Below are 25555 nucleotides of genomic sequence, written 5' to 3' on the forward strand. Positions count from 1 at the left end.
AAAGCTTGAACTCAAACAAACAGAGCAACCTCATAATTGTTGACGTTTCTATTACTAGAGACAACTTTGTTTATTTGATTAAATAAACTACTTAACCACACTAAAATTGATTAGCATAGCTAGTCATTTAGTGTGGTTGTTTATTTTAAATTTATAATTCTTTGTTATAATAAATCTGAAAATCCACTGACTTGCTAAAGATATTAGATTAATTGGCGTAAAAATAAAAAGAGCCTGGGACAAAACTTGTCTCTTAAAACAAGCAAACGGTGAAATCTGTTCAAAGATTTCACCGTTTGCTCATTTTAGGCTCTGTTTTTCTAATGCTATGCTACATTCGTAGCACATATTTCCTTAAGTTTACTGCCATTAAGGCAAGTCCAATCTCATGCTCAACTTTCCGTTTTCCTCGAACTGAAAAGCGAGTGAAACCTAAATTAGCCTTCAAGAATCCAAAAACTGGTTCTACGTCAATTTTTCGTTGACGGTAGATCTCCCCTGTTTTTTCTCCTGAAAGCTGCTCTCTTACATAGGTTTTTTGTTGTTCCCAACGTGCATTGATCATCAGTTGTCGGTGTCTTCCTTCTTGTGCTTTCGTACATGAGGATCGGAAAGGACATCCTGTACAATCCGCACAAGCATAGATCTTGAATTGTCGCTCAAACCCATCTTTATCTTTGCGTATGGTATAGCGTTGAAACGTTAGTTCCTGTCCATTTGGACAAAGATAACGATCCTTTTCGGCATCATAGTGCCAGTTACTTGTTTGAAATGGATCGGTTTTAGACTTTCTCTTTTGCTCACGCTCATACATCGTATACTTTATTAATGGAACACGCTTGCGCTTCGTGATCACATCCTCATAGTTTTGCTCACTTCCATATCCGGCATCCGCTACGATATAGGTAGGCAAGTCAAAATAATGGGTTTCAATTTCATCAAGAAAAGGAATAAGCGTCTTGGTGTCCGTTGGATTGGAATAGATACCATAAGCCAGTGTGTATTGTCCTTCGGTTGCAATTTGTACATTGTATCCAGGCTTCAATTGTCCATTCTTCATGTAGTCATCTTTCATTCGCATGAAGGTTGCATCAGGATCGGTTTTGGAATAACTGTTGCGCTTTCCGAATCGTTGTTGATGAAGCTTGTACATGTTTTTTCGTTCCATCCAATCACGGACTTGCTTGAGTAGTTGTTTTGGTGCTTTTCGCTTGCTTCGTAATTGTTTTCGTTCACTCGTATCTTCGGATGCTGCGATCTTTTCTGTATAGCTTTCAACCACTCGCTCAAGGTGTTCTGCGATCTCCAGTAAGTTTTCCGTAGAGAGTTCTTGCTCATGTTCAAGCTCTGGAATGATCTTTTGTTCCAATAACTCGTTGTACAGTTGATTCGACTTTTCAATGAGCCGAGCATGATGTTTGTCCACGGCTTTTTTCCATACAAAGGTGAACTTATTCGCATTGGCTTCAATTTTGGTTCCATCAATGAACATCGCTTCTTGGGTAATGATCTTTTCTTCCACTAACTTCGAGCGAAATTGAACGAAGCACTGGCGGAGTAAGTCTTTCATCACAGGATGAACACGGAAACGATTAATCGTACGGTAGCAAGGTTCATAGCCTTGAGCTAACCACATCATCCGAATACTGTCTTTCGTAAGAGCTTCAATTTTACGACCAGAAAAGGCAGATTGAGTGTAGCCGCATAGAATGATCTTGAGCATCATGCGCGGATGATAGGCTGGACAACCGTCACGACGAACAAACGAACGAAACGCTTCATCTGGAATACTTTCGACCAAATGATGAATGGCAAATGCGATATCATGTTTATCTAATTTAACTTCTAAATTTAGAGGCAAAACTAATTGATTCATGTTATAATCTTTAAACATAAGGAACACCTTTCTTTTGAAATTTTTGGGGTGAGATACTTAAATTTTAACAGAAAGTGTTCCTTTTGTATGTAAAAAATGAACTCCTGGCATTCTACTTTGTAGAGCACCAGGAGTTTTCTTTCATTTAGCTGGGTTTTGTCCCAGGCTCTTTTTATATGGTTTATACGTAAAGGGATTAGATATTAACCAATTGACCCTTCCATTTCGAACTTAATCAATCTGTTCATCTCAACTGCATATTCCATTGGAAGCTCTTTTGTAAATGGCTCGATAAAGCCCATTACGATCATTTGAGTTGCTTCATCTTCAGATAAGCCGCGGCTCATAAGATAGAATAGCTGCTCCTCAGACACTTTAGAAACAGTTGCTTCATGTTCCAAAACAATGTTATCGTTCATGATTTCATTATATGGAATAGTGTCGGAAGTGGATTGATTATCCAAAATTAGCGTATCACACTTAATGTTTGCTTTAGCACCATCGGAGTTACGGCCAAATTGCGCCAAGCCGCGATAAGATACTTTACCACCATGTTTAGAAATCGATTTTGAAACGATGGTTGAGCTAGTATCTGGTGCAAGGTGATGGATTTTAGCCCCTGCATCTTGCAATTGTCCTTTACCCGCTACTGCAATAGATAGAACAGTACCTTTCGCACCGCGTCCTTTAAGGATAACTGCTGGGTATTTCATCGTTAATTTAGAACCGATGTTACCATCAATCCATTCCATTGATGCATTTTCCTCAGCAACCGCACGTTTCGTAACAAGGTTATAAATGTTAGGTGCCCAGTTTTGGATTGTAGTATAACGAACACGAGAATCCTTCAAGCAAACAATTTCTACAACTGCTGAATGCAGAGAGTTTGTGCTGTAAACTGGCGCTGTACAGCCTTCAACATAATGAACAGATGCGCCTTCATCAGCAATAATAAGTGTACGTTCAAACTGACCCATATTTTCAGAGTTAATACGGAAATATGCTTGCAATGGAATTTCGCATTGAACGCCTTTTGGTACATAAATAAAGCTACCACCTGACCAAACCGCAGAGTTTAGGGCAGCAAATTTGTTATCGCTAGGCGGAACAATTGTTCCAAAATATTTTTTGAAAATCTCTGGATGTTCACGCAACGCAGAATCTGTATCCATGAAAATAACGCCTTGCTTTTCAAGGTCTTCACGCATGTTGTGGTAAACAACCTCAGATTCATATTGTGCAGATACACCAGCAAGATACTTTTGCTCAGCTTCAGGAATACCAAGCTTGTCAAAAGTTTCTTTAATTTCTTGAGGTACTTCCTCCCATGTTTTACCTTGCTTTTCAGAAGGCTTAACATAGTATTGAATATCATCAAAATCTAGCTCGCTAAGATCGCCGCCCCAAGTAGGTATTGGCATTTTATTAAATTGCTCAAGTGCCTTTAAGCGGAATTCAAGCATCCACTCCGGCTCATTTTTCATAGATGAAATAGTACGTACAATTTCTTCCGTCAAGCCTTTACCCGATTGGAAAATCGCCTTATGCTCATCACGGAAGCCATATTTATATTCGCCTAAATCTGGCGCTGATTTTGCTGTCATGATCCGTCACGCTCCTTTAAATTTCATTTTGCTAATGGCAATGGTTCTTATTAACCCTGCTGCGGCTCAATTCCTTTTTTCAAAGCATTCCATGCCAATGTTGCACACTTGATGCGTGCTGGGAATTTATTCACTCCAGACAAAGCCTCGATGTCTTCAAGTTCTTCAAACTCAACATCATGACCTTGCATCAATGTGGAAAATCGTTCTGCTAATTCTAGCGCCTCTGTTAAGCTGCGCCCTTTAACGGCTTCTGTCATCATTGATGCAGAACTCATACTGATTGAACAGCCTTCCCCTGTAAAACGCGCATCCTTAATTACATCACCATCAAGCTGAAGCTGTAAAGAAATTCGGTCACCACATGTTGGATTATTTAGTGCAACTGTAACCGAGTTTTGCTCAAGCTCCCCACGATTTCGCGGGTTTTTATAATGATCCATAATGACGCGACGATATAAATCATTCAACTCCATAGCCGAAGAACTCCTTTGTTTGAATCAGTGCATCGGCTAACTTATCGATTTCATCTGTAGTATTGTATATATAAAAGCTTGCTCTCGCTGTCGCAGAAACATTTAACCAGCGCATTAATGGCTGACAACAATGATGTCCTGCACGAACCGCAATCCCCTTTGTATCTAATACTGTAGCTACATCATGTGGATGCACATCATCAAGATTGAATGTTACGAGACCCACCCGATCATGTTTAGGCCCGTAAATTGTTATTCCATCAATGTTTGATAAAACATCATAAGCATACTTCGTTAAAGCTTTTGCATGCTCATCGATAGCGTCCATACCAATCTGCTCTAGGAAGTCTACTGCTGCGCCTAAGCCAACTGCCCCAGCAATAATTGGCGTGCCTCCCTCAAAGCGATAAGGAATATCCTTCCATGTAGAATCGTACAATTCTACAAAGTCGATCATCTCACCGCCAAATTCGATCGGCTCCATTTTTTCTAGCAGACTACGACGACCATATAGTGCCCCAATTCCAGTTGGTCCGCACATTTTATGACCAGAAAATGCATAGAAATCTACATCAAGATCCTGCACATCAACCTTCATATGCGGAGTGCTTTGGGCACCATCGACAACCATAATAGCACCGTTACGATGTGCAATTTGTGCAAGCTCCTTAATTGGATTAACAACGCCAAGCACATTTGATACATACGTAACCGATACTACTTTAGTTTGCGGAGTAATCGTTTTTTCTGCATCTGCAAGTGAAATTGTACCGTCTGGCTGCAACGGAATATATTTAAGTGTTGCACCGGTAGCTTTTGCTGCCTGTTGCCACGGTATAAGATTACTATGATGCTCCATTGGCGTTATAACGATTTCATCACCTTCGCCGCACACAGCACGTGCATAGCTAGAAGCAACCAAATTGAGTGCAGTTGTCGTACCACGTGTAAAGACAATTTGCTCCGCAGATGGTGCATTAATAAATTTCGCAACCTTCTCACGTGCGCCTTCATACGCATCTGTAGCACGAGATCCTAAAGAGTGAACACCGCGATGCACGTTAGCATGATCAAGCTCATAATAGTTTCTAACCGCATCAATGACGGAACGCGGCTTCTGAGAAGATGCCGCGCTGTCAAGATAAATAAGCGGATGCCCATTTATCTCTTGATGCAATATCGGAAATTGTTCCCGTATCGCATTAATATTCATCCTTGTAGCTTCCTTTCAAGAAGTCGGTTTAATTGCTGACGAACAGCTTCCACAGGAACCTCTGAAACAACAGGTGCCAAGAATCCATGAATAATTAGACGCTCAGCTTCAGTTTTCTCAATTCCGCGAGACATTAAATAATATACTTGTTCTGGATTGACTTGACCTACGCTCGCCGCATGTCCTGCTTTAACGTCATCCTCGTCAATTAACAAAATTGGATTGGCGTCCCCGCGTGCTTTCGGACTAAGCATCAATACTTTTTCTGCTTGTACACCGTTTGCCTTTGTTGCGCCATGCTCAATTTTTGTAATCCCGTTAATAATTGCAGAAGCTGATTCACGCATAACCGCACGTGTAATCATATCACTTTCAGAGCTTTTACCGAAATGAACCGCTTGGGTAGTTAAGCTCATTTGTTGTTTACCTTGACCAATGCTAATAACTTTTGTATCAGAGCTAGATCCGTTTCCAACTAGTACAGATTTTGTATCTGAAACTGTATTACCATCGTTAAGGTCACCAATAATCCATTCGATACGTCCATCATTTTCAATGACTGCGCGACGAAGGGATAAATCAACACCGCTTTCGCCAAGTGAGTGAACCGAACCGAAACGAACTTGTGCGCCTTGTTTAACAAATACTTCAACAATTGCTGGATGAGTAAATGCTTCACTTACTGCATCCTTTACTGTAACCGTAGAGTCAACATATGTCACACGACTATTTTCTTCTGCCACGATTAAAATATGAGGGGCAAAAGTAGTTTTTGCATTATCGTTATATAGAATCGCTTGAAGCGGCAATTCTACTTCAACATTTTTCGGTACGTAAACAAATACGCCACCGTTCCAAAGTGCAGCATTAAGTGCAGTTAGTTTATTTTCATCTACCTTAATAGCTTGGAATAAATATTTTTGAACAAGTTCGCCATGTTCTTTTGCTGCTGTTTCTAGGTCAGTAAAAATTACACCTTTTGCTGCTAGATCTGCAGACAATTGAGACCAAGCTACACCTGTATTTTTTTGAATTAGTAAGTTTTCAGTGCCGTCTGCAATAAGTTCACGCACAGATTGCGGAAGCTCATCAAGGGAACTGATTTTTTCTGTTGCTTCATATTGACCAACCGCCGTCAGATTCCAACGCTCAATTTTCACCTTTTCAGGCTTAGGCCATGGTAATGTCGCTGACAGTTCTGCGCCTTGACCACGAAGTGAAACAAGCCAGCTCGGTTCACTCTTGCTTACCGCAATTGCCTCCGCAGTTTGACGATCGGTCGGAGTCGTTAATTGTGTACTCATCTGCTAATCCTCCTTATCCGATTAGGCCTGGCCAACCGTTTCATCTAAAATGCCAAGTTCTTCTTTAACCCAGTCATATCCTTCTTTTTCAAGACGCTGAGCAAGCTCAGGACCCCCAGATTTTACAATGCGACCTTGCATCATAACATGCACGAAGTCAGGTGTAATATAATCCAATAGACGTTGATAGTGCGTAATAATTAGGAATCCACGATCCTCTGAACGCATTGCATTTACGCCATTTGCAACGATACGTAGTGCGTCAATATCTAGACCTGAGTCAATTTCGTCTAGAATAACTAATTTTGGCTCAAGCATCATCATTTGTAGAATTTCATTACGTTTCTTTTCACCGCCAGAGAAACCTTCGTTCAAATAACGATGTGCAAACTCAGGATTCATTTCAAGTTCTTTCATTTTGCTTTCCATTTGACGAATGAACTTGATTAGTGAAATTTCATTTCCTTCTCCACGACGAGCATTAATCGCTGAACGTAGGAAATCTGAGTTAGTAACACCAGGAATTTCAGCTGGATATTGCATAGCTAAAAACATGCCTGCACGAGCACGTTCATCTACTTCCATTTCTAAAATATCTTCACCGTTTAGCGTTACGCTACCCGCAGTTACTTCATATTTAGGATGACCCATCAAAGAGGAAGCCAAAGTAGATTTACCTGTACCGTTTGGCCCCATGATTGCATGGATTTCGCCACCTTTAATTTCAAGATTAATACCTTTTAATATTTCTTTTCCTTCGATCTCTGCTTTAAGACCATCGATGACAAATTTCGTCGACATAATATGCGATCCCTCCACGGTTATTTACATCATTTTATATGTTTATGCTGATTCTCAATGATTCTCAATAATTATTATAATTTAATTTTTGTTATAAATCAACGCTTGCTGTCATTCGTTTACATTTTGCACATAAGGAGCTAGCGCTGTTTTCAATAGATTATATTGTTCTTGGAATTGCTCTTCAGATAATACTGGTACCAGCTTACGCTCAGGCAACGTATCATCAATGGTTACCCAGGATTTGCAACCTCGATACGCCGGCTGCATTGATGTTTCAATTGCATGATCAAGGCGATATACCCGAAGCACTAGTAAATGAAGCGGCAATGTTTTTTTCCATTTCAAGCGCTCCTCCGCAAATTGTTCCGTCCAAATATGTAAATCATAGATTGCTTTCAATGCTTCAGCATCTTGAATCAAAATGTCCTCAACAACATTCGCATAGCCAGCCAGCTTCATCGACTGCTGTTCAGGTGACCAATTCGCCATTGTTGCTGCGATTCTTCCTTGATAAGCAGGTTTTAATAAATGTTCCTTTTGATGCTCAAAGGCAGGCATCAAATAAAACTGCGGAGATTTTAGCGTAAAATGCTTCGTTTCCTCAACGATTCCGCCTTTTCTCATGACAAAAATAAGCTCGCCTCTTAAAAGAGAATCGATTGTAACCGCCCACTCTTTAAAAGCAATTGGGCATTCAAGCATGTCAGTTGTCTTTAAAACCATCTTCCTCTCCCCTCCTACAACAGTTATTGAATTCTTTGTGTAAATCATATGATCGATTTAATTCCGATAAAAATTCACGGAATTTATCAAAAATTTATTCCACGTCGAAACATTATCTATTATACTATAACTTATGGTGTGTGAACGAATTAAGAAAATGGAGGTGGAGATATGTCAACATATCATCCTTTAACTGAACAAGAAGCGATTGAGATCGCACGCAATATTGATAACTTTTTTCCGGCTAACGCTTCTTTAAGCTGCAACGAAATTGGCGATGGCAACTTGAATCTAGTGTTCCATATTAAAGATTCAGTAAGCGGCAAAAGCATTATAATGAAGCAAGCTTTACCATATGCCAAAGTCGTAGGTGAATCTTGGCCGTTAACCCTTGATCGTGCTCGCATCGAGAGTGAAAAGTTAATCCTTGAGGGCAAGCTGGCGCCTGGACTTGTACCAAAAGTATACAGAAACGATGCTGAGCTAGCTCTTACTGTTATGGAAGACTTAAGCGATCATGTGATTATGCGTAAAGGATTGATGGAATGTAATGAATATCCGTTATTTGCGGATCATATTTCCACTTTCCTAGCTAATACACTTTTCTATACGTCTGATCTTGGAATGAATCAGCAAGAGAAAAAGTTGCAAGTAAAAAGTTTTATTAATCCTGATCTTTGTAAAATTACAGAAGATCTTATTTTCGACGATCCTTATACTGTTTCATCCAACAATAACTATGAGCCAGCGATTGAAGATGCTGCAGCAGCACTTCGTAACAATGAACAACTTCATCTTGAAGTTGCAATCTTGCGCAAAAAGTTTTTAACTAGTGCAGAGGCACTGCTGCACGGAGATCTTCATACAGGAAGTATCTTTATTACGAAGGAGTCCACTAAAGTTATCGACCCTGAATTTGCTTTCTATGGTCCGATGGGCTTTGACATTGGTGCAGTATTTGCTAACCTATTACTTAATTATGTTGGACAAGCTCACTGGAGCAAAGATGCGCAGTCGCGTGCCGCGTACCGTGAGCAACTATTAAATACTATTGTTTCCATTTGGAATCAGTTTAATGACAAATTTCTTAATCTATGGAATGAGCACGGTGTTGACCGACTTGCAAATGAAGCAAAAGGCTACAAGCAATACTACTTAGAGCAAGTACTAAAGGATACGATCGGCTTTACTGGAGCAAAAATGATTCGTCGTATCGTTGGACTAGCTCATGTTGCAGATATTGATCGTATTGATGACGATGCGTTGCGCAATGAATGTCAGCGCCAAGCTTTACGTATCGGAACTCAATTGATTCTTCGCAATCGCTCAATTCAATCAATTCATGAGCTTGTCGACATCGTAAAAAATAGCTAGAACATCAAGAACATAATTAGAGAGGGACGTTTCATAATGAGTGAAGCTTATGTAGGTCTGGAGTCTGTTAAATGGAGTAACGGTCAAGTTGACTTACTTGATCAACGACTGTTGCCAGAAGAAATAGTATATTTACCGCTTACAACACAAGAAGATGTATGGGAAGCAATTCGCCACTTAAAGGTGCGCGGTGCTCCTGCGATTGGGATTGCTGCTGCATATGGAGTAGTTATTGCTAGCCAAAATGCAGAAACTTTGGAACAATGGCATGAGGCTGTAAAAAGCTCTGCTGAATACCTAGCAACAAGCCGTCCAACCGCTGTTAACTTGTTCTGGGCATTAGATCGTATGAAAGCCGCTGCTGATCAATTTGTCGCACAAGGCTTTTCTTTAGCGGATTGCAAGCGTGCGCTTGAGCAAGAAGCCGTTGCAATTCAACAACAGGATGAGGAAACTAACCGTGCAATCGGTGAGCACGCATTATCTCTATTCCGTGATGGTATGGGTGTTTTGACTCACTGTAATGCTGGTGGTCTTGCAACTGCAAAATACGGTACAGCTCTTGCTCCGTTCTACCTTGCGAAGGAGCGTGGTATGAATTTGCGTGTTTATGCTGATGAGACACGCCCAGTTTTGCAAGGCGCACGTTTAACTGCGTTTGAACTGCACCAAGCAGGTATTGATGTTACGCTTATTTGCGATAACATGGCTGGAATGGTGATGTCTAAAGGCTGGGTCGATGCAGTCATTGTCGGTACTGACCGTGTAGCAGCAAATGGGGATGTCGCTAACAAAATTGGTACGTACAGCGTAGCAGTGCTTGCAAAAGCACATGGTATTCCTTTCTATGTTGCATGTCCGCTATCTACCATTGATTTGAATACACCTACTGGTGCAGAAATTCCAATTGAAGAGCGTCCAGCAGAAGAAATTACTGAAGGGTTTGGCAAGCGCACTGCGCCGCAAGGAGTTAAAGTCTTTAACCCTGCATTTGATGTTACACCAAATGAGTATGTAACAGGTATCATTACCGAAAAAGGTATCGTTACTGCTCCTTTTGCAGAAAATCTTCGCAAGTTGTTTGAACAATAATTAAATTAGTTTCACATAAAAAGCCGAAGTTGCGATTGTCGCATAACTTCGGCTTTTTTATTGCGCTGTTATGCTTAGCATTTGATGTTCTAATAACAATAAGCTTGCTTGCGTTTGTAATATGGTAGAGGTTTAGTAAATCGTAAGGAAGTGAATCAAATGTTGAAAAAAATATCGATAGGAATTAGTATTACAGGATTGCTTTTTATTCCAGGCATTGTGTTTGCAGTAGCATATATCAATTTTCAGCTTACTAATTTGGAAAAGCAAACGTACACTTATTTGATCGAGCAAAAAAACTATGATAAAACTGACATTTTTACAGTTAAGGCAAAGCTAACAAAGCTATCGCTTTGGACAGTGGAGGTTGTGTTTGCTGACGAACCGCAAGTTACTTACGATTACAAGCTTACTCAACCAATGTAAAAAAGTGCTCCTACTCTTTGCCATCATGTCGTGAGTCAACACAACATTCTCCAAAGAGAGGAGCACCTTTAGTTATAGCATTAGTTGTAATGCTTCTTCGCCTTTCATCCCTACCCTCACACCAATTTCTTCTGCTTCATAAGTAATTGACTCTAATGGGGCTTGCAGCAAATCATCAAGCGTGCGTACACCAACAGCACGCCCTGCGATAATTTTCCGATCCTTTAATTTATCATTAAGTAGTTGTACGTCTAAAGCACCACACATAATATAGCCTTTATCGGTGCTAATCGCTAATAAAGTTGTTTTAGGCAGTTTCACTTCTGTTCCAATAACCGTTGCTCCGTTTGGCAACTGAATAGGAACCACTCTCATCATCAGCTTCCACCTCTTATTTTTTCTTATACGTTAAAATATGCAGAAGCGAGAAGAATGTCTCTACATGAACAACTAAACGTTGCTGCCTTCTTGCCAGGAAGTAATGATTTTACCTCAAATTAATTATGTTTATCACTAAACATGATCAATAAAATCTTTTTATTCCTTAGTTAGATATTTGCCCAACACAAAATACATAATATTTGAATAAAACACTAAATAATAACAGATAATAAGAATTATATTTTCAAGATAATAAACCAAATATTAAAACAAAATAAAATTAACTTATATTGTAAATATATAACATGAAAAGTATATTAAATCACATTTATTATCATCAATATAGAACAAAAGAACTATATTGTTTCAATCGCTATAATAGGTCTACAGAATTGACTATTTTCATGTTATATTATTTATAATCATCTAAACTTTGCGGAGGAATTATAGACAATGAGCAGTAACACATCTTATGTTTTTCACGTAGAAATACTCATTGAAGATAAAAATAATGCAGCTGCATTAGCCCAGTTAATCAATAAGCTAAATGATGCTGCATTTATTGACTATAAACTGATTTCAGGTATTCAGATTGGTAATGAAATTGATAAGCGAAAAAATAATGCAGCGTCGACAAAGCCAGTTGCATTAAAAACTGATCAGAGTAAGTTTAAAGATGCAAAGCTTGACAAAACAACTACTCCATCTAAAGCAAGCGATAAAACAGATATAACTGCAGTACCATTAAAAGCGAGTGATAAAGATAACTCTGAATTATCTCATGGGCTAGATATTTTACAAGAATATAAACAGAAAAATAAGCTAATTCGAATAATTGTTAATCGAGGCTTAGGAATTAAAGTAAGTATTCCGTGCCGAGTCTTAAATATTGACGAGCAACAAATGATTATTACGGTTTATCATGTGGATGAAAAGCAAGTATATACTTTTAGACTAACAGAAATTGAAGACTTTATCGAAGGATAAACGTATACAGTAAATAGCAAAGCCTGAAACTTCTTAGTTTCAGGCTTTATTATTTATTTAATAAGTTCAAGCAAAGAAAGCATGTCCATCTCATATTTATTAAGAAATTAGTTCCCATTCTTTAATAACTCATAAAAATAATTGCTTGGAATTGGCGGGCTTTTTAAGTACCCTTGAATTTCATCGCAATTCAGGTTACGTAAAAACTCAAGCTGTTCACTAGTTTCCACACCTTCGGCAATTACTTGTAGATTTAGCTTATGTGCCATTGCAATAATCGCAGAAACAATTTCTGCATGATTTTTCTCATGCAAAATATTCGTTACAAAAGTGCGATCAATCTTTAGACGATCAATTGGCAGCTCCTTTAAGTAATGAAATGAACTATAGCCTGTACCAAAATCATCCACGCTAATCCCAACACCTAACGCACTGATTGCGACCAAAGTTTTATTCATTTCATTTAAATCGATACTCATTGACTCTGTAATTTCAATATCTAAATATTGAGGTGGCAAGCCAGTTTCTTCAAGTATTTTAGAAATCTGTAATGACATATCATTTCTAATAAACTGTCGAATTGATAAATTTACTGCTACTGGAACAATTGGCAACCCTTCATCTAGCCATTCTTTATTTTGGCGACATGCCTCCCTAATTACCCATTCACCAATTTGAACAATTAAGCCGCTTTCTTCTGCAAGCGGAATAAAATGTATTGGAGACAATATCCCTCTTGTAGGATGGTTCCAGCGAATTAACGCTTCAACCCCTACAATTTTTTCTTGAATAAGATCATATTGTGGCTGGTAATATAGTTCAAACTCATGCTTTTGAATAGCTCGATGAATTTCGTGCTGCAGCTTAAGACGTTCATATGAAGAATTATTCCACTCATCAGAATAAATAAGAAAGCTGTCTCCTGTCGTTTCCTTTACTTTTACAAGTGCCATATCTGCTTTTTTAAATAAGGAAAAGCCGTCATCACTCGGATCAACATTAATTGCTATCCCCATGCTTGCACTAATATGTACTGGTACTCCTTTTAGATTATACGGTTCACTAATCATCGTTAACACATTTTGCGCTCGCTCGACCAATTGGTCTATATTTTCTAGATGATTAAATAATAAGGCGAATGAATCTCCTTCCATTCGAGCGACAAAATCGTGTTCAGTTAACATCCGGTTAAGACGCTCTGCGATTTGTAATAGCAATAGATCAGCATACTCCCGGCCAAAAGAAGCATTAATTAGTTTAAAGTTGTCTAAATCGATATAGCTAACTCCAAGCATAACATGATCTTCTCTTGCACGAAGCAGCCATTCTTCTAAACGAATTTGAAACAATGTTCTATTAGGCAATCCAGTCATATCATCGTAATAAGCCATATAGCGTATTCTCTCAATATTACGCTTATGATCGCTCAAATCATGGCTAATGATAAGCGAACCGATCACTCTGCCAAGCTGAATAACTGGTTCACAGCTAACTTGCAGCTCCAAAGGAAATTCAGAACGATTTAGCGCAAAGATGTTTAATGATGTGATTTTACCTTCATTTACATCGCGTAATGCTTGTGCTAATGCTTCTTGACTGGATTGCTCAATAATGTCCATGATCGGTAGCCCGATTAATTCTTCACGCTTTTCGTAACCAAGCATAGTTGCAGTTGTCTGATTAAGCTCAACGATTTTTCCTTGATCATTTATTAACGTGAGGGCAACAGCATTTGATTGAAATAAAGTCTCTACTATCGATTCATGAAAGCTTGTCGTATTTACTAGTTTTTTAGCGCGATATAATAAAATTATCGACGTGACTATTAAAACTAAACTAACAGTCCCTAGTATAATACGATAGGGGAGCGAATGTACGAAAAAGAATGCAATAATAATCCAAGCAAGCGATATAATAAATAAACAACCTGCTATCGTCGAAGGTTCTAATCCTTTTAGGTTCTTCTGCTTGAACAATCTATATCCCTCGATTCATCTTGCCCAAATATAATATCCCGACTATTAAATAGATTTTATACACCACAATTATAATCGATATAAGACTTTTATCATAGAATAAAATACTAATTATTCTGAGTTTTTATTATTCCGATAACAACGGCTACCCAACCCGCGATCATTAATACACCGCCGATCGGAGTAATAGCACCTAGAACTGTTAAACCAGTCAACGCCATTATATATAAGCTTCCGCTAAAAATACATGTACCTATCGTAACCAATAAAGCACCTAATGATAGTTTTTGGGTGTTTTTAACTATTGTGGAAGCTAACGCAATGATCATAATGCCTAATGCACTATACATATGATAACGGACTCCCGTCTCATAATTCGCCAGCATTCGTTCATCGACAACATCTTTTAACCCGTGAGCGCCGAATGCGCCAAGCGCTATTGCCAGTGCAGCACCAATCGCACCGATTGCAAAGTATTTTCTAAACATAGTCATCATTCCTTTTTTTGTTGTATAATAATACTAAAAATTGATTGAAGGAGTTAATATGGAACAATCAAACTCATCAAATTCAAATCCAAACAATAATCAACCTAGTAATGAAGCCAATCAACCGCAAACTTCAAATGAGACTAACAGTTCTATGCAGGCTCATCAGCCGAGCAAGCCTTTAAAAATAAAAGGGAAATTTAAACCAAAAACACCTCAAGGTTTTCCGCCTTCACAGGATCAACCGTTTCAGCAACCAAATTTTGAAGCAAATGATACAAGCAATCAAGCTGGACAAGCGCCTTATTATGGACAACCAACTTATGGCAATTATCCTCCATATCCTGGTGCTCCTTATCCAGAAGTGCAAACTGGTAAACTAAAGCATAGCGGACCTGGTATTGCTAGCTTTATTATTTCTTTAATAAGCTTGCTCACTATCGTTGTAGGTTTTGTAATCATTTTTGCAAGTATCGTAAATCTGGATGAAGCAGATTTAATGCTGTTCCAAAACCCTAGTCAAGAATATATTGATAGCCTCTTATCGTCTGGGGATAACATTCCCTCTGTATTCGTTTCTATCACTATCGGCGGATTCTTTATGCTTGTAAGTGGCGGAATTGCATTTATTGGCTTTATACTAGGCCTTATTGGTCTGTTTATTAAAAACCGCAAAAAAGTTTTTGCGATACTTGGTACCATTTTTAATGGTTTAATCATGTTTGGCGGAATAATTCTGCTACTCTTATCTTTTGTTGGCGCGTTAGCGGGATAATTCCATTTTAGCAGGCTTCTGTACCTTTACCAGTACAGAAGCCTATTTTATTAACATCGTTATCGGATAACAAATGATGTATAGGAATGACCTTCTCGTGACTTGCATACCTCGAGACATGCAGGCAATGCAGCTTTAATATCTTGAACGTGGGAAATTATCCCGATCATTCGACCGCTTCGTTGTAAATCAATTAGGGTAGCAATCGCCTTTTCCAATGATTCCTCATCCAATGAACCGAAGCCTTCATCGATAAACATCATTTCAATCGACACACCGCCCTGCTGAGCTTGAATGACGTCGGACATCCCTAGTGCCAAGCAAAGTGCCGCATTAAATTTTTCTCCCCCAGACAATGTTTTAACGTCGCGATTTTGCCCCGTGTATGCATCGTATACATCAAGACCTAGTCCGCTCTGTTTACCATTGGTTTCAAGTCGATCACTTCTTCTCAACTCAAATTGACCATTTGACAGCTTACTTAAACGAAGATTCGCCATCATTAAAATTTGCTCTAAATAATCGATTAAAATATAACGTTCAAATGAGAGCTTTAATGGATTATCTCCGCGCATCGTTGAAAATATATCAGTAAGCTGAGCAAGCTCACCTTCAAGCTGACTTAACCCACTGCTTGTCTTCTTAATTTGCTCAATAAAGCGTGTAATTTCTGATATATAATGTCGCTGCTCTGTTTCTCTTGAGATGAACTGTTCAAATTCATCCTGCAATGCAGCAAGTTTTTCTCTTAGCGGCTCTAAATCAATACTGTCCATACCTTTTACTGCTTGCTGTAACAATTCTAGCTCACTGCGCAATCTTACCACGCGTTCTTTGAAAGTTTCAATTCTAGTACGATAATCAGTTGCTTGTTCTTCAGATAATTTAGCAGATAAGTAATCACTTTCTTGCATAAATCCTGCCGCAGTTAATTGCTCAAGGTAACTTAGCTTGCTTTCTTCAAGCTCTTGTACCGCCTGCTCATAATGTTTTTGCTGTGCTTCGACCTGAGTTGTAATCGCCATATGCTGCTTCGTAACATTTTGATAGTGTTCACTTGCTGCCTTCCAATCCAATTGCATCTGTTCAACAATAGCTTTGACTTCTTTTAATTTATTTTGCAACACTTGTTCATCCTGCAGAGCAAGCGGAATGCGTGAAGTCAGTGAAGCAACTGTAGAACGAAGTGCAGCTTGCGAAACAAGGGCTTGCTGTTGACTTTGTTGTTGTTGCTTTAATTGTGCTTCAAGTGACTCTATACGAAGTTCTAGTTGCTGCTGTTCTTCTTTGGCACGCTCTAACTGCTCTAATTCTTTTTGCAAGGTTTGAAGCTGCTCTTTCGCCTTACGCCATTGCTGACGCAATAGTGCTTGTGCTCGCTCAAGCTCCAAACCGATTGCACTTAGCTGCGGCTGTTGAATCGAACTTACTGCAACCTCACTGTAGCTTGACCACGTAATATCTTCACCTTCATCGTCGGGAATGACTTCTAGCTGATTTAGCTGCATCAGCAGTCGCTCTAATTTAGCTTTACGCCCTTCAACTATTCGTGCATATTCTCCTAATGCTTTCAATTGTTCTGCTCTTGCCTGCTCGAGCTCCTCCTTGCTTGGCATTTGCTCTAGCGGTCTTGCCTTGTGCGGGTGATTGTTGCTGCCGCATACTGGACAAGGTTGACCATCATGCAGATGCAGAGCAAGCTCTCCAGCTTGTCCTTCAAGCCAGCGTTTCTCCAGCTCATTCAATCTCTCTGCAGCAACATGCTGTTTTTGCTCAGCAGTATGAAGCTGCTCGCTAAGTGCTAGTATTTCCCCTACTTCTTTATATAAGGCGGTTACCTCGGAGCCAAGCTTTTCAATTTGCTTAAGCTTCGTCTGCTGCTCAGTCTGGGCAATTGCAAGCTGTTGATTGCTTTCAAGCTGCTGCTGCAGTTGTCCTCTCCGCAAACGAGCTTCCTGCAACAAATGTTCACTTTGCTCTAAGCTCTGTGTAAGCTGTTTTTCTAACTGTTCTGCCTTAGTAAGCTCTTTTTGCTCTTGCTCCAGTTGCTTTACAAGCGGAAGCAAACTCTCTAGCTCATGTAGCTCTAACTGCAACTTTGAGAGCTCAGGCTCTAATGCCTGCTGCTTATCCCATTGTTGCTTAGCTCGCTCTAATTCGATCACTAACTGCTGCTGTTGCTGATTAAGCTGCTGTAATTGCTCACTGGAATCATTCAACTGTCGCTTAGCTCTTATATAACGTTGTTGCAGTGGTTCAACATATCTTGCCTTCTCAGCTAAATTTAGCCTATCCTCCATCTGCTTTATTTCTTCTGCTTGCTGCTGAAACTGCTCTAGCTCGCTTTGCTTTGCTTTTAATTCAGCTATTTTACGGTTTTGTTCTTCTCCATCGAGCACTGCTTTACGGGCATTAGACAGCCTTTCAGCTAGTTCAATTTTTGCTCCTTCAAGCTTTTGCTGCTCATTTGTATAATACGTTAGCTCCTTCTCAAGCGCCTGTGACACTTGATAGCTATTTTGTGTTTCCTGTGCATAAACTTCTGCAAGCTCGCTACCCTCTCTAAGCGGCAGTTGTCCAGCAATTTGATGAAGCAGCAGCTTTTGTGCTTGCAGCTCATTACGAAGCTTTTCTTGCAATTGCTTTGTTTGCTGGCCAATCAATTGCTCCAAACGTTCAAACCGCTCAGTACGGAAAATTTTACGCATAATTTTTTCTTTATCATCGGTGCTGGAAGTAAGCAGTTTGCGAAATTCTCCTTGTGGCAACATAACAATTTGGCTAAACTGTTCTTTTGTTAAACCAATAATTTCATTGATGCGTTTGTTGACGTCCCCACTTAAAAAACGATCAACAGCAGGTACTTCCCCATGCTCTGTTATTTCGTAGAGCTCGTTTTTCTCACCTGTTTCACTTTTATTATTGCCCTTGCGATGCTTCATTTGACGAAATACGCGGTATTGCTTTTCACGGATTGCAAAGACTAGCTCCACTGAAGTATGCACGGAATCATCTGCAAAATGACTGCGCAGATTTCTAATTTCAGCAGCACGATCCTCACCGCTCGCCGAGCCGTACAGCGCATAACATATCCCATCGAACAGTGTAGTTTTGCCTGCACCTGTATTTCCTGAAATGACAAATAAACGATGATCACCAAGTTTCGTAAAATCAATAACTTCCTTATCACGATATGGTCCAAATGCCGTTAACGTTAATTTTATCGGTCTCATCCTATTCCCCACTCTCCCTTAGCAGCAGTTCATAGGCCTCAGCAAACAGCTTCTCTTTTTCTGGGGTAAGCTGAGTCCCTCGTACCTCCTCATAAAATGCTGCAAACAGCTCAAGCGGCTTTAACTCCTGCTTTGCCAGCATTTTCATTCCTTCTGCTTCAAATTCCTCATTTTCAACCACTCGTTTAATTGCTTGTCGCTCGACATGCATTGCATTTGGATATACCGCTCTTACTTTTTCCATCGGATATAAAACTGGATTTTCATCGGTTAACGTAACATATACATAATCATCGTTGCGCTCATGCTTTTCAATTTCGTCAATCGACGCAACAATGCGACGCATATCTCTGCGTGCAAACAGCGGTGCTTTATTCACTTCGATCTCACTTTTTCCAAGCTCAACGATCAAATAACCTTTCGCCTGTTTTTCTTCAGATATGGAATACTTTAACGGTGATCCCGAATAACGAATGCGTGGATTACCTACATGATGTGCTCCATGCAAATGCCCCAAGGCAACATAATCAAATGCTTTTAATAATTCTGCACTTACATATTCAGCTCCACCAATCGCCAGCGGACGTTCAGCATCGCTGCTATTGGGCTCAGCCTCGCCGTATGGAGTTACAAAAGCATGAGCAATAAGCACATGACGTGCAGACTCGTCCCAATTTTCTATAATATGTTTAACGATCGCTTCCATCGCTTCTTGGTGCGAACGAATATCCTCTTGACCAAGTAAATGACGAACAATTGAAGGATCACAATACGGGATAAGATAAAAATGAACCTCGCCATGTTCATCCTCAAGCACACATGGCTCTAATGGAAAACGAAGCTGTCCCCGCATATATAAACCGTTGCGCTCCATCAGCTTCACGCCAAATTCAATGCGATCTGGGCTATCATGATTACCAGCAATCGCAAGCACAGGAATTCCTAATTTTAATACTAGACGCTCTAGCACATGATTTAATAGCTCAACAGCATCTGTCGGAGGAATCGCTCGATCATACAAATCCCCTGCGATAATAACAGCATCTGGACGCTCTCGCTCCACATCCGCGATAAACTGTTCTAAGATGTATTGCTGATCCTCTGTCATGTAAACACCTTGAACCAGCTTACCTAAATGCCAATCAGCAGTATGAAATAACTTCATATTCCCCTTCCTCTCTCAACGCTCTTATCAATTAGTTTATCATTTCTACTAGATTGATGCATACAATGAATACATGGTGGATGGCACCAAATGAGGATCTATTATACGGAAGATACCTTAAATGAAATGAGGTGAGTCAAAATGCAGCAGCCTTTATTTATCGTGTCACGCGAAGATTGGTCGTTGCATCGTAAAGGCTATAATGATCAAGCACGTCATCAGCAGCGTATCCGCGAAGCAATCAAAAATAATTTGCCAGATCTAATATCTGATGAAAGCATTATTATGTCCGATGGAAGAAAAACGGTCAAAGTTCCAATTAAAAGCTTAGATGAGGCTCATTTTATTTATAATTACAATAAGAAAAAGCATGTTGGGCAAGGGGATGGAGACTCACAGGTTGGTGATGTTATAGGGATAGATCCACAGGCTGGCAAAAAACCAGGGCAAGGGCAAAATGCTGGGGATCAACCTGGAGAGGATGTATATGATACAGAAATCGACATTGATCAGCTAGAAGATATGTTATTTGATGAAATGGAACTGCCAAATCTTGAAGAAAAGCAAAAAGAGCAGCTAGAAACTTCTGAAATTGTATTCCATGATGTTCGTAAAAAAGGGATTATGTCTAACATTGATAAAAAACGAACCTTACTCGAAAATTTACGGCGAAATGCAAACGCAGGTAAAAAAGGAATAGGCGGCATTTCTCCAGATGATTTACGCTACAAAACATGGACTGAAATTGTTAAACCACAATCCAATGCTGTCATATTCGCGCTAATGGATACTTCCGGGTCGATGGGGGCGTTCGAAAAATATTGTGCGCGTAGCTTTTTCTTCTGGATGACTCGCTTTTTACGCAGAAAATATAAACATGTTGAAATTATTTATATCGCCCATCATACTGAAGCAAAGCAAGTCGAAGAAGAAGATTTCTTTACACGCGGAGAGAGCGGTGGAACAATTTGTTCCTCAGCCTATCAGAAGGCTCTTGATATTATTGATGAACGTTATCCGCCTTCCATGTGGAATATTTATCCGTTCCATTTCTCGGATGGAGATAATTTAACCTCTGATAATGAACGCTGTGTTCGCCTAATTGAAAAGCTGATGGAACGTTGCAATATGTTTGGCTATGGAGAAATAAATCAATATAACCGTAGCAGCACGCTAATGAGCGCCTATAAGCATATTAGTAACAAAAAATTTAAATATTATATTATTAAAGAAAAAGGGCAAGTGTACCAGGCACTTACCCACTTCTTTGCTAAGCAGCCAGTTGTCTGAATAAGGATATTAAAAAACCTCAATTTTACAAGATTATATGTAAAATTGAGGTTTTAGCCTTTAATGAATTTTGTGAATCTATAATTAAAATGGCAATAGGCGGTCAGCCATTAATTGATCAAGACTTTCAAATTCATAGCCCATCGCTCGAGCATCGTCAATGACACGAGGAAGAGCTGCTGCATTATCGCAAGATACAGAATGGATTAGCATAATACTTCCCGGATGAAGCTGTCTCATTATATTTTGGTAAGCATACTCTGCTCCCTTCTGATTATTCACTTCCCAGTCTTTATAGGCAAGTGACCAAAATACGGTTATATAACCTTCTTGCCGGCTTATTTCTAGCACACGATCATTAAAGATTCCACGCGGCGGTCGCAAATATGTCATTGTTTTTTGTGAGCTAATGGCTGCTACACCGTCTCGCACTTTAGCTAACTCCTGTCGTATCTGTTCATTGCTCATCGTTGTCATATCAGGATGACTCCATGAATGGTTACCGACAATATGTCCTTCATCTACCATCCGTTTAATAAGGTCGGGCTCAGTCTGTACATAATGACCTGTCACAAAAAAGGTAGCAGGCACCTTTTTTTCTTTTAATGTATCAAGGATTGGTGAAGTAAAACCATTTTCATAGCCATTATCAAAAGTTAAATACAGCACTTTTCGTGAAGTATTTCCTAAAAATAATGCGCCATGACGATCAAGAATATGGGAAAAGCCTTCCTCTTGGATTGAAGGCAGCCTTCCTGAAACACTTCGTTTGAAGCCAAAATGATAAGCTTTTTCTCCATCAGCACTCGTCTCTATGCTAGAGCCAAAGCTTAACATTATCCCGCATGCAAGAATAACTAAAGCTATTTTTCTGCAAATTCGCACAATTAAACCTCCACTCCATCTTTTTCACTTTTTTATATAAGTTGTCCAAAGCGATTGGAGTTAATTCATCTCAATCGTTGAAAACACAAAAAAACCGAAGTTCGATGAACTTCGGTCACGATTATTAAAGATATGGTCGGGATGACACGATTTGAACATGCGACCCCCTGGTCCCAAACCAGGTGCTCTACCAAGCTGAGCTACATCCCGTAATGGAGCGGAAGACGGGAGTCGAACCCGCGACCCTCGCCTTGGCAAGGCGATGCTCTACCGCTGAGCCACTTCCGCAAAAGTGGTGCCGCCTAGAGGACTTGAACCCCCAACCTACTGATTACAAGTCAGTTGCTCTACCAATTGAGCTAAAGCGGCAAGTTGGTGACCCGTAGGGGATTCGAACCCCTGTTACCTCCGTGAAAGGGAGGTGTCTTAACCCCTTGACCAACGGGCCCTATTATTATGTATTCTAGCAATCTTTGAAGCTATCATTTCAGCGACAAGTGCTATATTATCATATTCACTAGATTATTGCAAGTACTTTTTTTTGTTTTTTTCAAAACAAGTACGTGGCGGAGAAGGTGGGATTCGAACCCACGCACCACTTACGCAGTCTAACCCCTTAGCAGAGGGTCCCCTTGAGCCACTTGGGTACTTCTCCATACTGGCTCCCCGAACAGGACTCGAACCTGTGACAACTCGATTAACAGTCGAGTGCTCTACCGACTGAGCTATCAGGGAACGCTAAAATATTATAATAGCTTGAACAGCTATTTGAAGGTTTACACCCTCAAAACTGGATAGAAAGTTTTCATCTTACGAATCATTTAGGATAAGCCCTCGACCGATTAGTACTGGTCAGCTCCATGCATTGCTGCACTTCCACCCCCAGCCTATCTACCTCGTCGTCTTCAAGGGGTCTTACTACTTGGGAAATCTCATCTTGAGGGGGGCTTCACGCTTAGATGCTTTCAGCGCTTATCCCTTCCGTACTTGGCTACCCAGCGGTGCTTCTGGCGAAACAACTGGTACACCAGCGGTACGTCCATCCCGGTCCTCTCGTACTAAGGACAGCTCCTCTCAAATTTCCTACGCCCGCGACAGATAGGGACCGAACTGTCTCACGACGTTCTGAACCCAGCTCGCGTACCGCTTTAATGGGCGAACAGCCCAACCCTTGGGACCTACTTCAGCCCCAGGATGCGATGAGCCGACATCGAGGTGCCAAACCTCCCCGTCGATGTGGACTCTTGGGGGAGATAAGCCTGTTATCCCCAGGGTAGCTTTTATCCGTTGAGCGATGGCCCTTCCATTCGGTACCACCGGATCACTAAGCCCGACTTTCGTCCCTGCTCGACTTGTGGGTCTCGCAGTCAAGCTCCCTTCTGCCTTTACACTCTTCGAATGATTTCCAACCATTCTGAGGGAACCTTTGGGCGCCTCCGTTACGCTTTAGGAGGCGACCGCCCCAGTCAAACTGCCCACCTGACACGGTCCCTTCGCCCGATTCAGGGCGACAGGTTAGAACTCCGATACGATCAGGGTGGTATCCCAACGGCGCCTCCACACAAGCTGGCGCTCATGCTTCCTAGGCTCCCACCTATCCTGTACAGATCGTACCAAAGTCCAATATCAAGCTGCAGTAAAGCTCCATGGGGTCTTTCCGTCTTGTCGCGGGTAACCTGCATCTTCACAGGTATTAAAATTTCACCGGATCTCTCGTTGAGACAGCGCCCAATTCGTTACGCCATTCGTGCGGGTCAGAATTTACCTGACAAGGAATTTCGCTACCTTAGGACCGTTATAGTTACGGCCGCCGTTTACTGGGGCTTCGGTTCATAGCTTCGGCTTACGCCTAACCATTCCCCTTAACCTTCCAGCACCGGGCAGGCGTCAGCCCGTATACGTCGTCTTACGACTTTGCACAGACCTGTGTTTTTGCTAAACAGTCGATTGGGCCTTTTCACTGCGGCCCCCTCGGGCTATTCACCCTACCGGGGCACCCCTTCTCCCGAAGTTACGGGGTCATTTTGCCGAGTTCCTTAACGAGAGTTCTTCCGCGCGCCTTAGCATGCTCTGCTCGCCTACCTGTGTCGGTTTGCGGTACGGGCACCTTCGTCTCACTAGAGGCTTTTCTTGGCAGCCTGAACTCATGACCTTCGCTACTGCAATTTTCGCTCCCCATCACAGCCCAGCCTTTCGATGAGCGGATTTGCCTACTCACCAGCCTCACTGCTTGGACGGACATCCATCAGTCCGCGTCACTATCCTTCTGCGTCACCCCTTCGCTCAAACAACTACGGTGGTACAGGAATTTCAACCTGTTGTCCTTCCACTACGCCTTTCGGCCTCGCGTTAGGTCCCGACTTACCCTGAGTGGACGAGCCTTCCTCAGGAACCCTTAGGCTTACGGCGGATAGGATTCTCACCTATCTTTTCGTTACTCATACCGGCATTCTCACTTGAATACAGTCCACCACTCCTTACGGTATGACTTCAACCCGTATTCAACGCTCCCCTACCCAATTCGTAGGCTTCACTTCAACTTCGATGGTTTGTGTTTAGCTGAAGAACATACATTTAGTCGAATTCTTGAACAACCTTAGCGGTTGATTTCGACGAATGTTAATCGTCGCTAAACACTTCTTCAAAGAAGAAGTGAAACCTACGACTTGCCATAGCTTCGGCGGTGTGTTTAGCCCCGTTACATTTTCGGCGCAGAGTCACTCGACCAGTGAGCTATTACGCACTCTTTAAATGGTGGCTGCTTCTAAGCCAACATCCTGGTTGTCTGTGCAACTCCACATCCTTTCCCACTTAACACACACTTGGGGGCCTTAGCTGATGATCTGGGCTGTTTCCCTCTTGACAATGGATCTTAGCACTCACTGTCTGACTCCTGGATATATATCGATGGCATTCGGAGTTTGACTAGACTTGGTAACCCTCGCGGGCCCCGCACCCAATCAGTGCTCTACCTCCATGATACTCGACTCCAAGGCTAGCCCTAAAGCTATTTCGGGGAGAACCAGCTATCTCCGAGTTCGATTGGAATTTCTCCGCTACCCCCACCTCATCCCCGCACTTTTCAACGTGCGTGGGTTCGGGCCTCCAGTGCGTGTTACCGCACCTTCACCCTGGACAGGGGTAGATCACACGGTTTCGGGTCTACGCCTGCATACTTTTTCGCCCTATTCAGACTCGCTTTCGCTGCGGCTCCGTCTTCCCAACTTAACCTTGCATGCAAACGTAACTCGCCGGTTCATTCTACAAAAGGCACGCCATCACCCCTTAATTGGGCTCTGACTTCTTGTAAGCGCACGGTTTCAGGTTCTTTTTCACTCCGCTCCCGCGGTGCTTTTCACCTTTCCCTCACGGTACTGCTTCTCTATCGGTCACTAGGGAGTATTTAGCCTTGGCAGATGGTCCTGCCGGATTCCGACGGGGTTTCACGTGTCCCGCCGTACTCAGGATCCAGCTCGGAGAGAA

General features: G+C 41.2%; 18 protein-coding genes, 6 tRNA genes, 1 rRNA gene and 2 pseudogenes (1 of these 27 cut by a window edge). 6 read left to right on the forward strand and 21 right to left on the reverse strand.

Annotated elements, in window-relative coordinates; all coding sequences use genetic code 11:
- Positions 1-331: 331 nt before the first annotated feature.
- From AC2TDL_RS02230 to AC2TDL_RS02260, 7 genes are all read right to left on the reverse strand, one after another.
- Positions 332-1894 carry an IS1182 family transposase gene (locus AC2TDL_RS02230; RefSeq protein WP_484698473.1) on the reverse strand — a complete coding sequence of 521 codons (1563 nt, stop codon included), beginning with the start codon at positions 1892-1894 and terminating at the stop codon, positions 332-334.
- A 185-nt stretch (positions 1895-2079) separates the two neighbouring features.
- Positions 2080-3480: a Fe-S cluster assembly protein SufB gene (gene sufB / locus AC2TDL_RS02235; protein ID WP_484698474.1), complete on the reverse strand. Its 1401-nt coding sequence runs from the start codon at positions 3478-3480 to the stop codon at positions 2080-2082.
- A 50-nt stretch (positions 3481-3530) separates the two neighbouring features.
- Positions 3531-3956, reverse strand: coding sequence for a Fe-S cluster assembly sulfur transfer protein SufU (gene sufU / locus AC2TDL_RS02240; RefSeq protein ID WP_484698476.1), 426 nt, complete (start codon positions 3954-3956; stop codon positions 3531-3533).
- On the reverse strand, positions 3943-5169 hold the full coding sequence (locus tag AC2TDL_RS02245; RefSeq protein WP_484698478.1) for a cysteine desulfurase: 1227 nt from the start codon (positions 5167-5169) through the stop codon (positions 3943-3945). Before AC2TDL_RS02245 ends, sufU begins: the two co-directional genes overlap by 14 nt.
- A complete protein-coding gene (sufD, locus tag AC2TDL_RS02250) occupies positions 5166-6473 on the reverse strand; it encodes a Fe-S cluster assembly protein SufD (protein WP_484698480.1) in 1308 nt (435 codons plus the stop codon). The genes AC2TDL_RS02245 and sufD overlap by 4 nt, the downstream gene beginning before the upstream one ends.
- A gap of 21 nt (positions 6474-6494) precedes the next feature.
- Positions 6495-7274 (reverse strand): Fe-S cluster assembly ATPase SufC, encoded by a 780-nt coding sequence (gene sufC / locus AC2TDL_RS02255; protein ID WP_484698481.1) that lies wholly within the window; start codon positions 7272-7274, stop codon positions 6495-6497.
- Between the two features lie 111 nt (positions 7275-7385).
- On the reverse strand, positions 7386-8000 hold the full coding sequence (locus AC2TDL_RS02260; RefSeq protein ID WP_484698482.1) for a DUF1802 family protein: 615 nt from the start codon (positions 7998-8000) through the stop codon (positions 7386-7388).
- 171 nt (positions 8001-8171) lie between these two features.
- Here AC2TDL_RS02260 and mtnK point away from each other — a divergent pair, with 171 nt between their 5' ends.
- The 3 genes from mtnK to AC2TDL_RS02275 all read left to right on the forward strand — a co-directional run bounded on the left by mtnK (position 8172) and on the right by AC2TDL_RS02275 (position 10892).
- Entirely contained in the window at positions 8172-9374 is a 1203-nt protein-coding gene (gene mtnK / locus AC2TDL_RS02265; RefSeq protein ID WP_484698483.1) for an S-methyl-5-thioribose kinase, read from the forward strand.
- A gap of 36 nt (positions 9375-9410) precedes the next feature.
- Positions 9411-10466 (forward strand): S-methyl-5-thioribose-1-phosphate isomerase, encoded by a 1056-nt coding sequence (gene mtnA, locus AC2TDL_RS02270; RefSeq protein ID WP_484698484.1) that lies wholly within the window; start codon positions 9411-9413, stop codon positions 10464-10466.
- A 159-nt stretch (positions 10467-10625) separates the two neighbouring features.
- Positions 10626-10892 carry a DUF3139 domain-containing protein gene (locus AC2TDL_RS02275; protein WP_484698485.1) on the forward strand — a complete coding sequence of 89 codons (267 nt, stop codon included), beginning with the start codon at positions 10626-10628 and terminating at the stop codon, positions 10890-10892.
- Positions 10893-10964: 72 nt separating this feature from the next.
- On the opposite strand, the gene AC2TDL_RS02280 is transcribed toward AC2TDL_RS02275, so the two are convergent.
- Entirely contained in the window at positions 10965-11270 is a 306-nt protein-coding gene (locus tag AC2TDL_RS02280; protein ID WP_484698486.1) for a YunC family protein, read from the reverse strand.
- Between the two features lie 456 nt (positions 11271-11726).
- Here AC2TDL_RS02280 and AC2TDL_RS02285 point away from each other — a divergent pair, with 456 nt between their 5' ends.
- Positions 11727-12260, forward strand: a complete 534-nt coding sequence (locus tag AC2TDL_RS02285) for a hypothetical protein (RefSeq protein ID WP_484698487.1) — start codon at positions 11727-11729, stop codon at positions 12258-12260.
- Between the two features lie 107 nt (positions 12261-12367).
- Here the strand turns inward: AC2TDL_RS02285 and AC2TDL_RS02290 are convergent, their stop codons facing one another.
- Positions 12368-14236, reverse strand: a complete 1869-nt coding sequence (locus tag AC2TDL_RS02290) for a putative bifunctional diguanylate cyclase/phosphodiesterase (RefSeq protein ID WP_484698489.1) — start codon at positions 14234-14236, stop codon at positions 12368-12370.
- Positions 14237-14343: 107 nt separating this feature from the next.
- A complete protein-coding gene (locus tag AC2TDL_RS02295) occupies positions 14344-14724 on the reverse strand; it encodes a DUF423 domain-containing protein (protein ID WP_484698490.1) in 381 nt (126 codons plus the stop codon).
- 58 nt (positions 14725-14782) lie between these two features.
- On the opposite strand from AC2TDL_RS02295, the gene AC2TDL_RS02300 reads away from it, so the two are divergent.
- Positions 14783-15499, forward strand: coding sequence for a hypothetical protein (locus AC2TDL_RS02300; RefSeq protein ID WP_484698492.1), 717 nt, complete (start codon positions 14783-14785; stop codon positions 15497-15499).
- A gap of 59 nt (positions 15500-15558) precedes the next feature.
- Here AC2TDL_RS02300 and AC2TDL_RS02305 read toward each other — a convergent pair.
- The 3 genes and pseudogenes from AC2TDL_RS02305 to AC2TDL_RS02315 form a co-directional block, all read right to left on the reverse strand.
- Positions 15559-17232, reverse strand: a pseudogene (locus tag AC2TDL_RS02305) (SbcC/MukB-like Walker B domain-containing protein); the annotation flags it as partial.
- 879 nt (positions 17233-18111) lie between these two features.
- Positions 18112-18732: pseudogene (locus tag AC2TDL_RS02310) on the reverse strand (AAA family ATPase); the annotation flags it as partial.
- 1 nt (position 18733) lies between these two features.
- Positions 18734-19897: an exonuclease SbcCD subunit D gene (locus AC2TDL_RS02315; RefSeq protein ID WP_484698493.1), complete on the reverse strand. Its 1164-nt coding sequence runs from the start codon at positions 19895-19897 to the stop codon at positions 18734-18736.
- A 141-nt stretch (positions 19898-20038) separates the two neighbouring features.
- On the opposite strand from AC2TDL_RS02315, the gene yhbH reads away from it, so the two are divergent.
- On the forward strand, positions 20039-21187 hold the full coding sequence (gene yhbH / locus AC2TDL_RS02320) for a sporulation protein YhbH (protein WP_484698495.1): 1149 nt from the start codon (positions 20039-20041) through the stop codon (positions 21185-21187).
- Between the two features lie 84 nt (positions 21188-21271).
- Here the strand turns inward: yhbH and pdaA are convergent, their stop codons facing one another.
- The 8 genes from pdaA to AC2TDL_RS02360 form a co-directional block, all read right to left on the reverse strand.
- Positions 21272-22024 carry a delta-lactam-biosynthetic de-N-acetylase gene (gene pdaA / locus AC2TDL_RS02325; RefSeq protein WP_484700998.1) on the reverse strand — a complete coding sequence of 251 codons (753 nt, stop codon included), beginning with the start codon at positions 22022-22024 and terminating at the stop codon, positions 21272-21274.
- 181 nt (positions 22025-22205) lie between these two features.
- Positions 22206-22282: transfer RNA gene (locus AC2TDL_RS02330), tRNA-Pro, on the reverse strand.
- Between the two features lie 3 nt (positions 22283-22285).
- A tRNA-Gly gene (locus AC2TDL_RS02335) sits at positions 22286-22360 on the reverse strand.
- Between the two features lie 5 nt (positions 22361-22365).
- Positions 22366-22441: transfer RNA gene (locus AC2TDL_RS02340), tRNA-Thr, on the reverse strand.
- A gap of 4 nt (positions 22442-22445) precedes the next feature.
- Positions 22446-22520 (reverse strand) — tRNA-Glu (locus AC2TDL_RS02345).
- A 116-nt stretch (positions 22521-22636) separates the two neighbouring features.
- Positions 22637-22727, reverse strand: a tRNA-Ser gene (locus tag AC2TDL_RS02350).
- A gap of 4 nt (positions 22728-22731) precedes the next feature.
- Positions 22732-22807: transfer RNA gene (locus AC2TDL_RS02355), tRNA-Asn, on the reverse strand.
- Positions 22808-22894: 87 nt separating this feature from the next.
- Positions 22895-25555: ribosomal RNA gene (locus AC2TDL_RS02360) — 23S ribosomal RNA — on the reverse strand (it continues 397 nt past the right edge of the window).

The organism is Paenibacillus sp. plas6, from assembly GCF_057221655.1.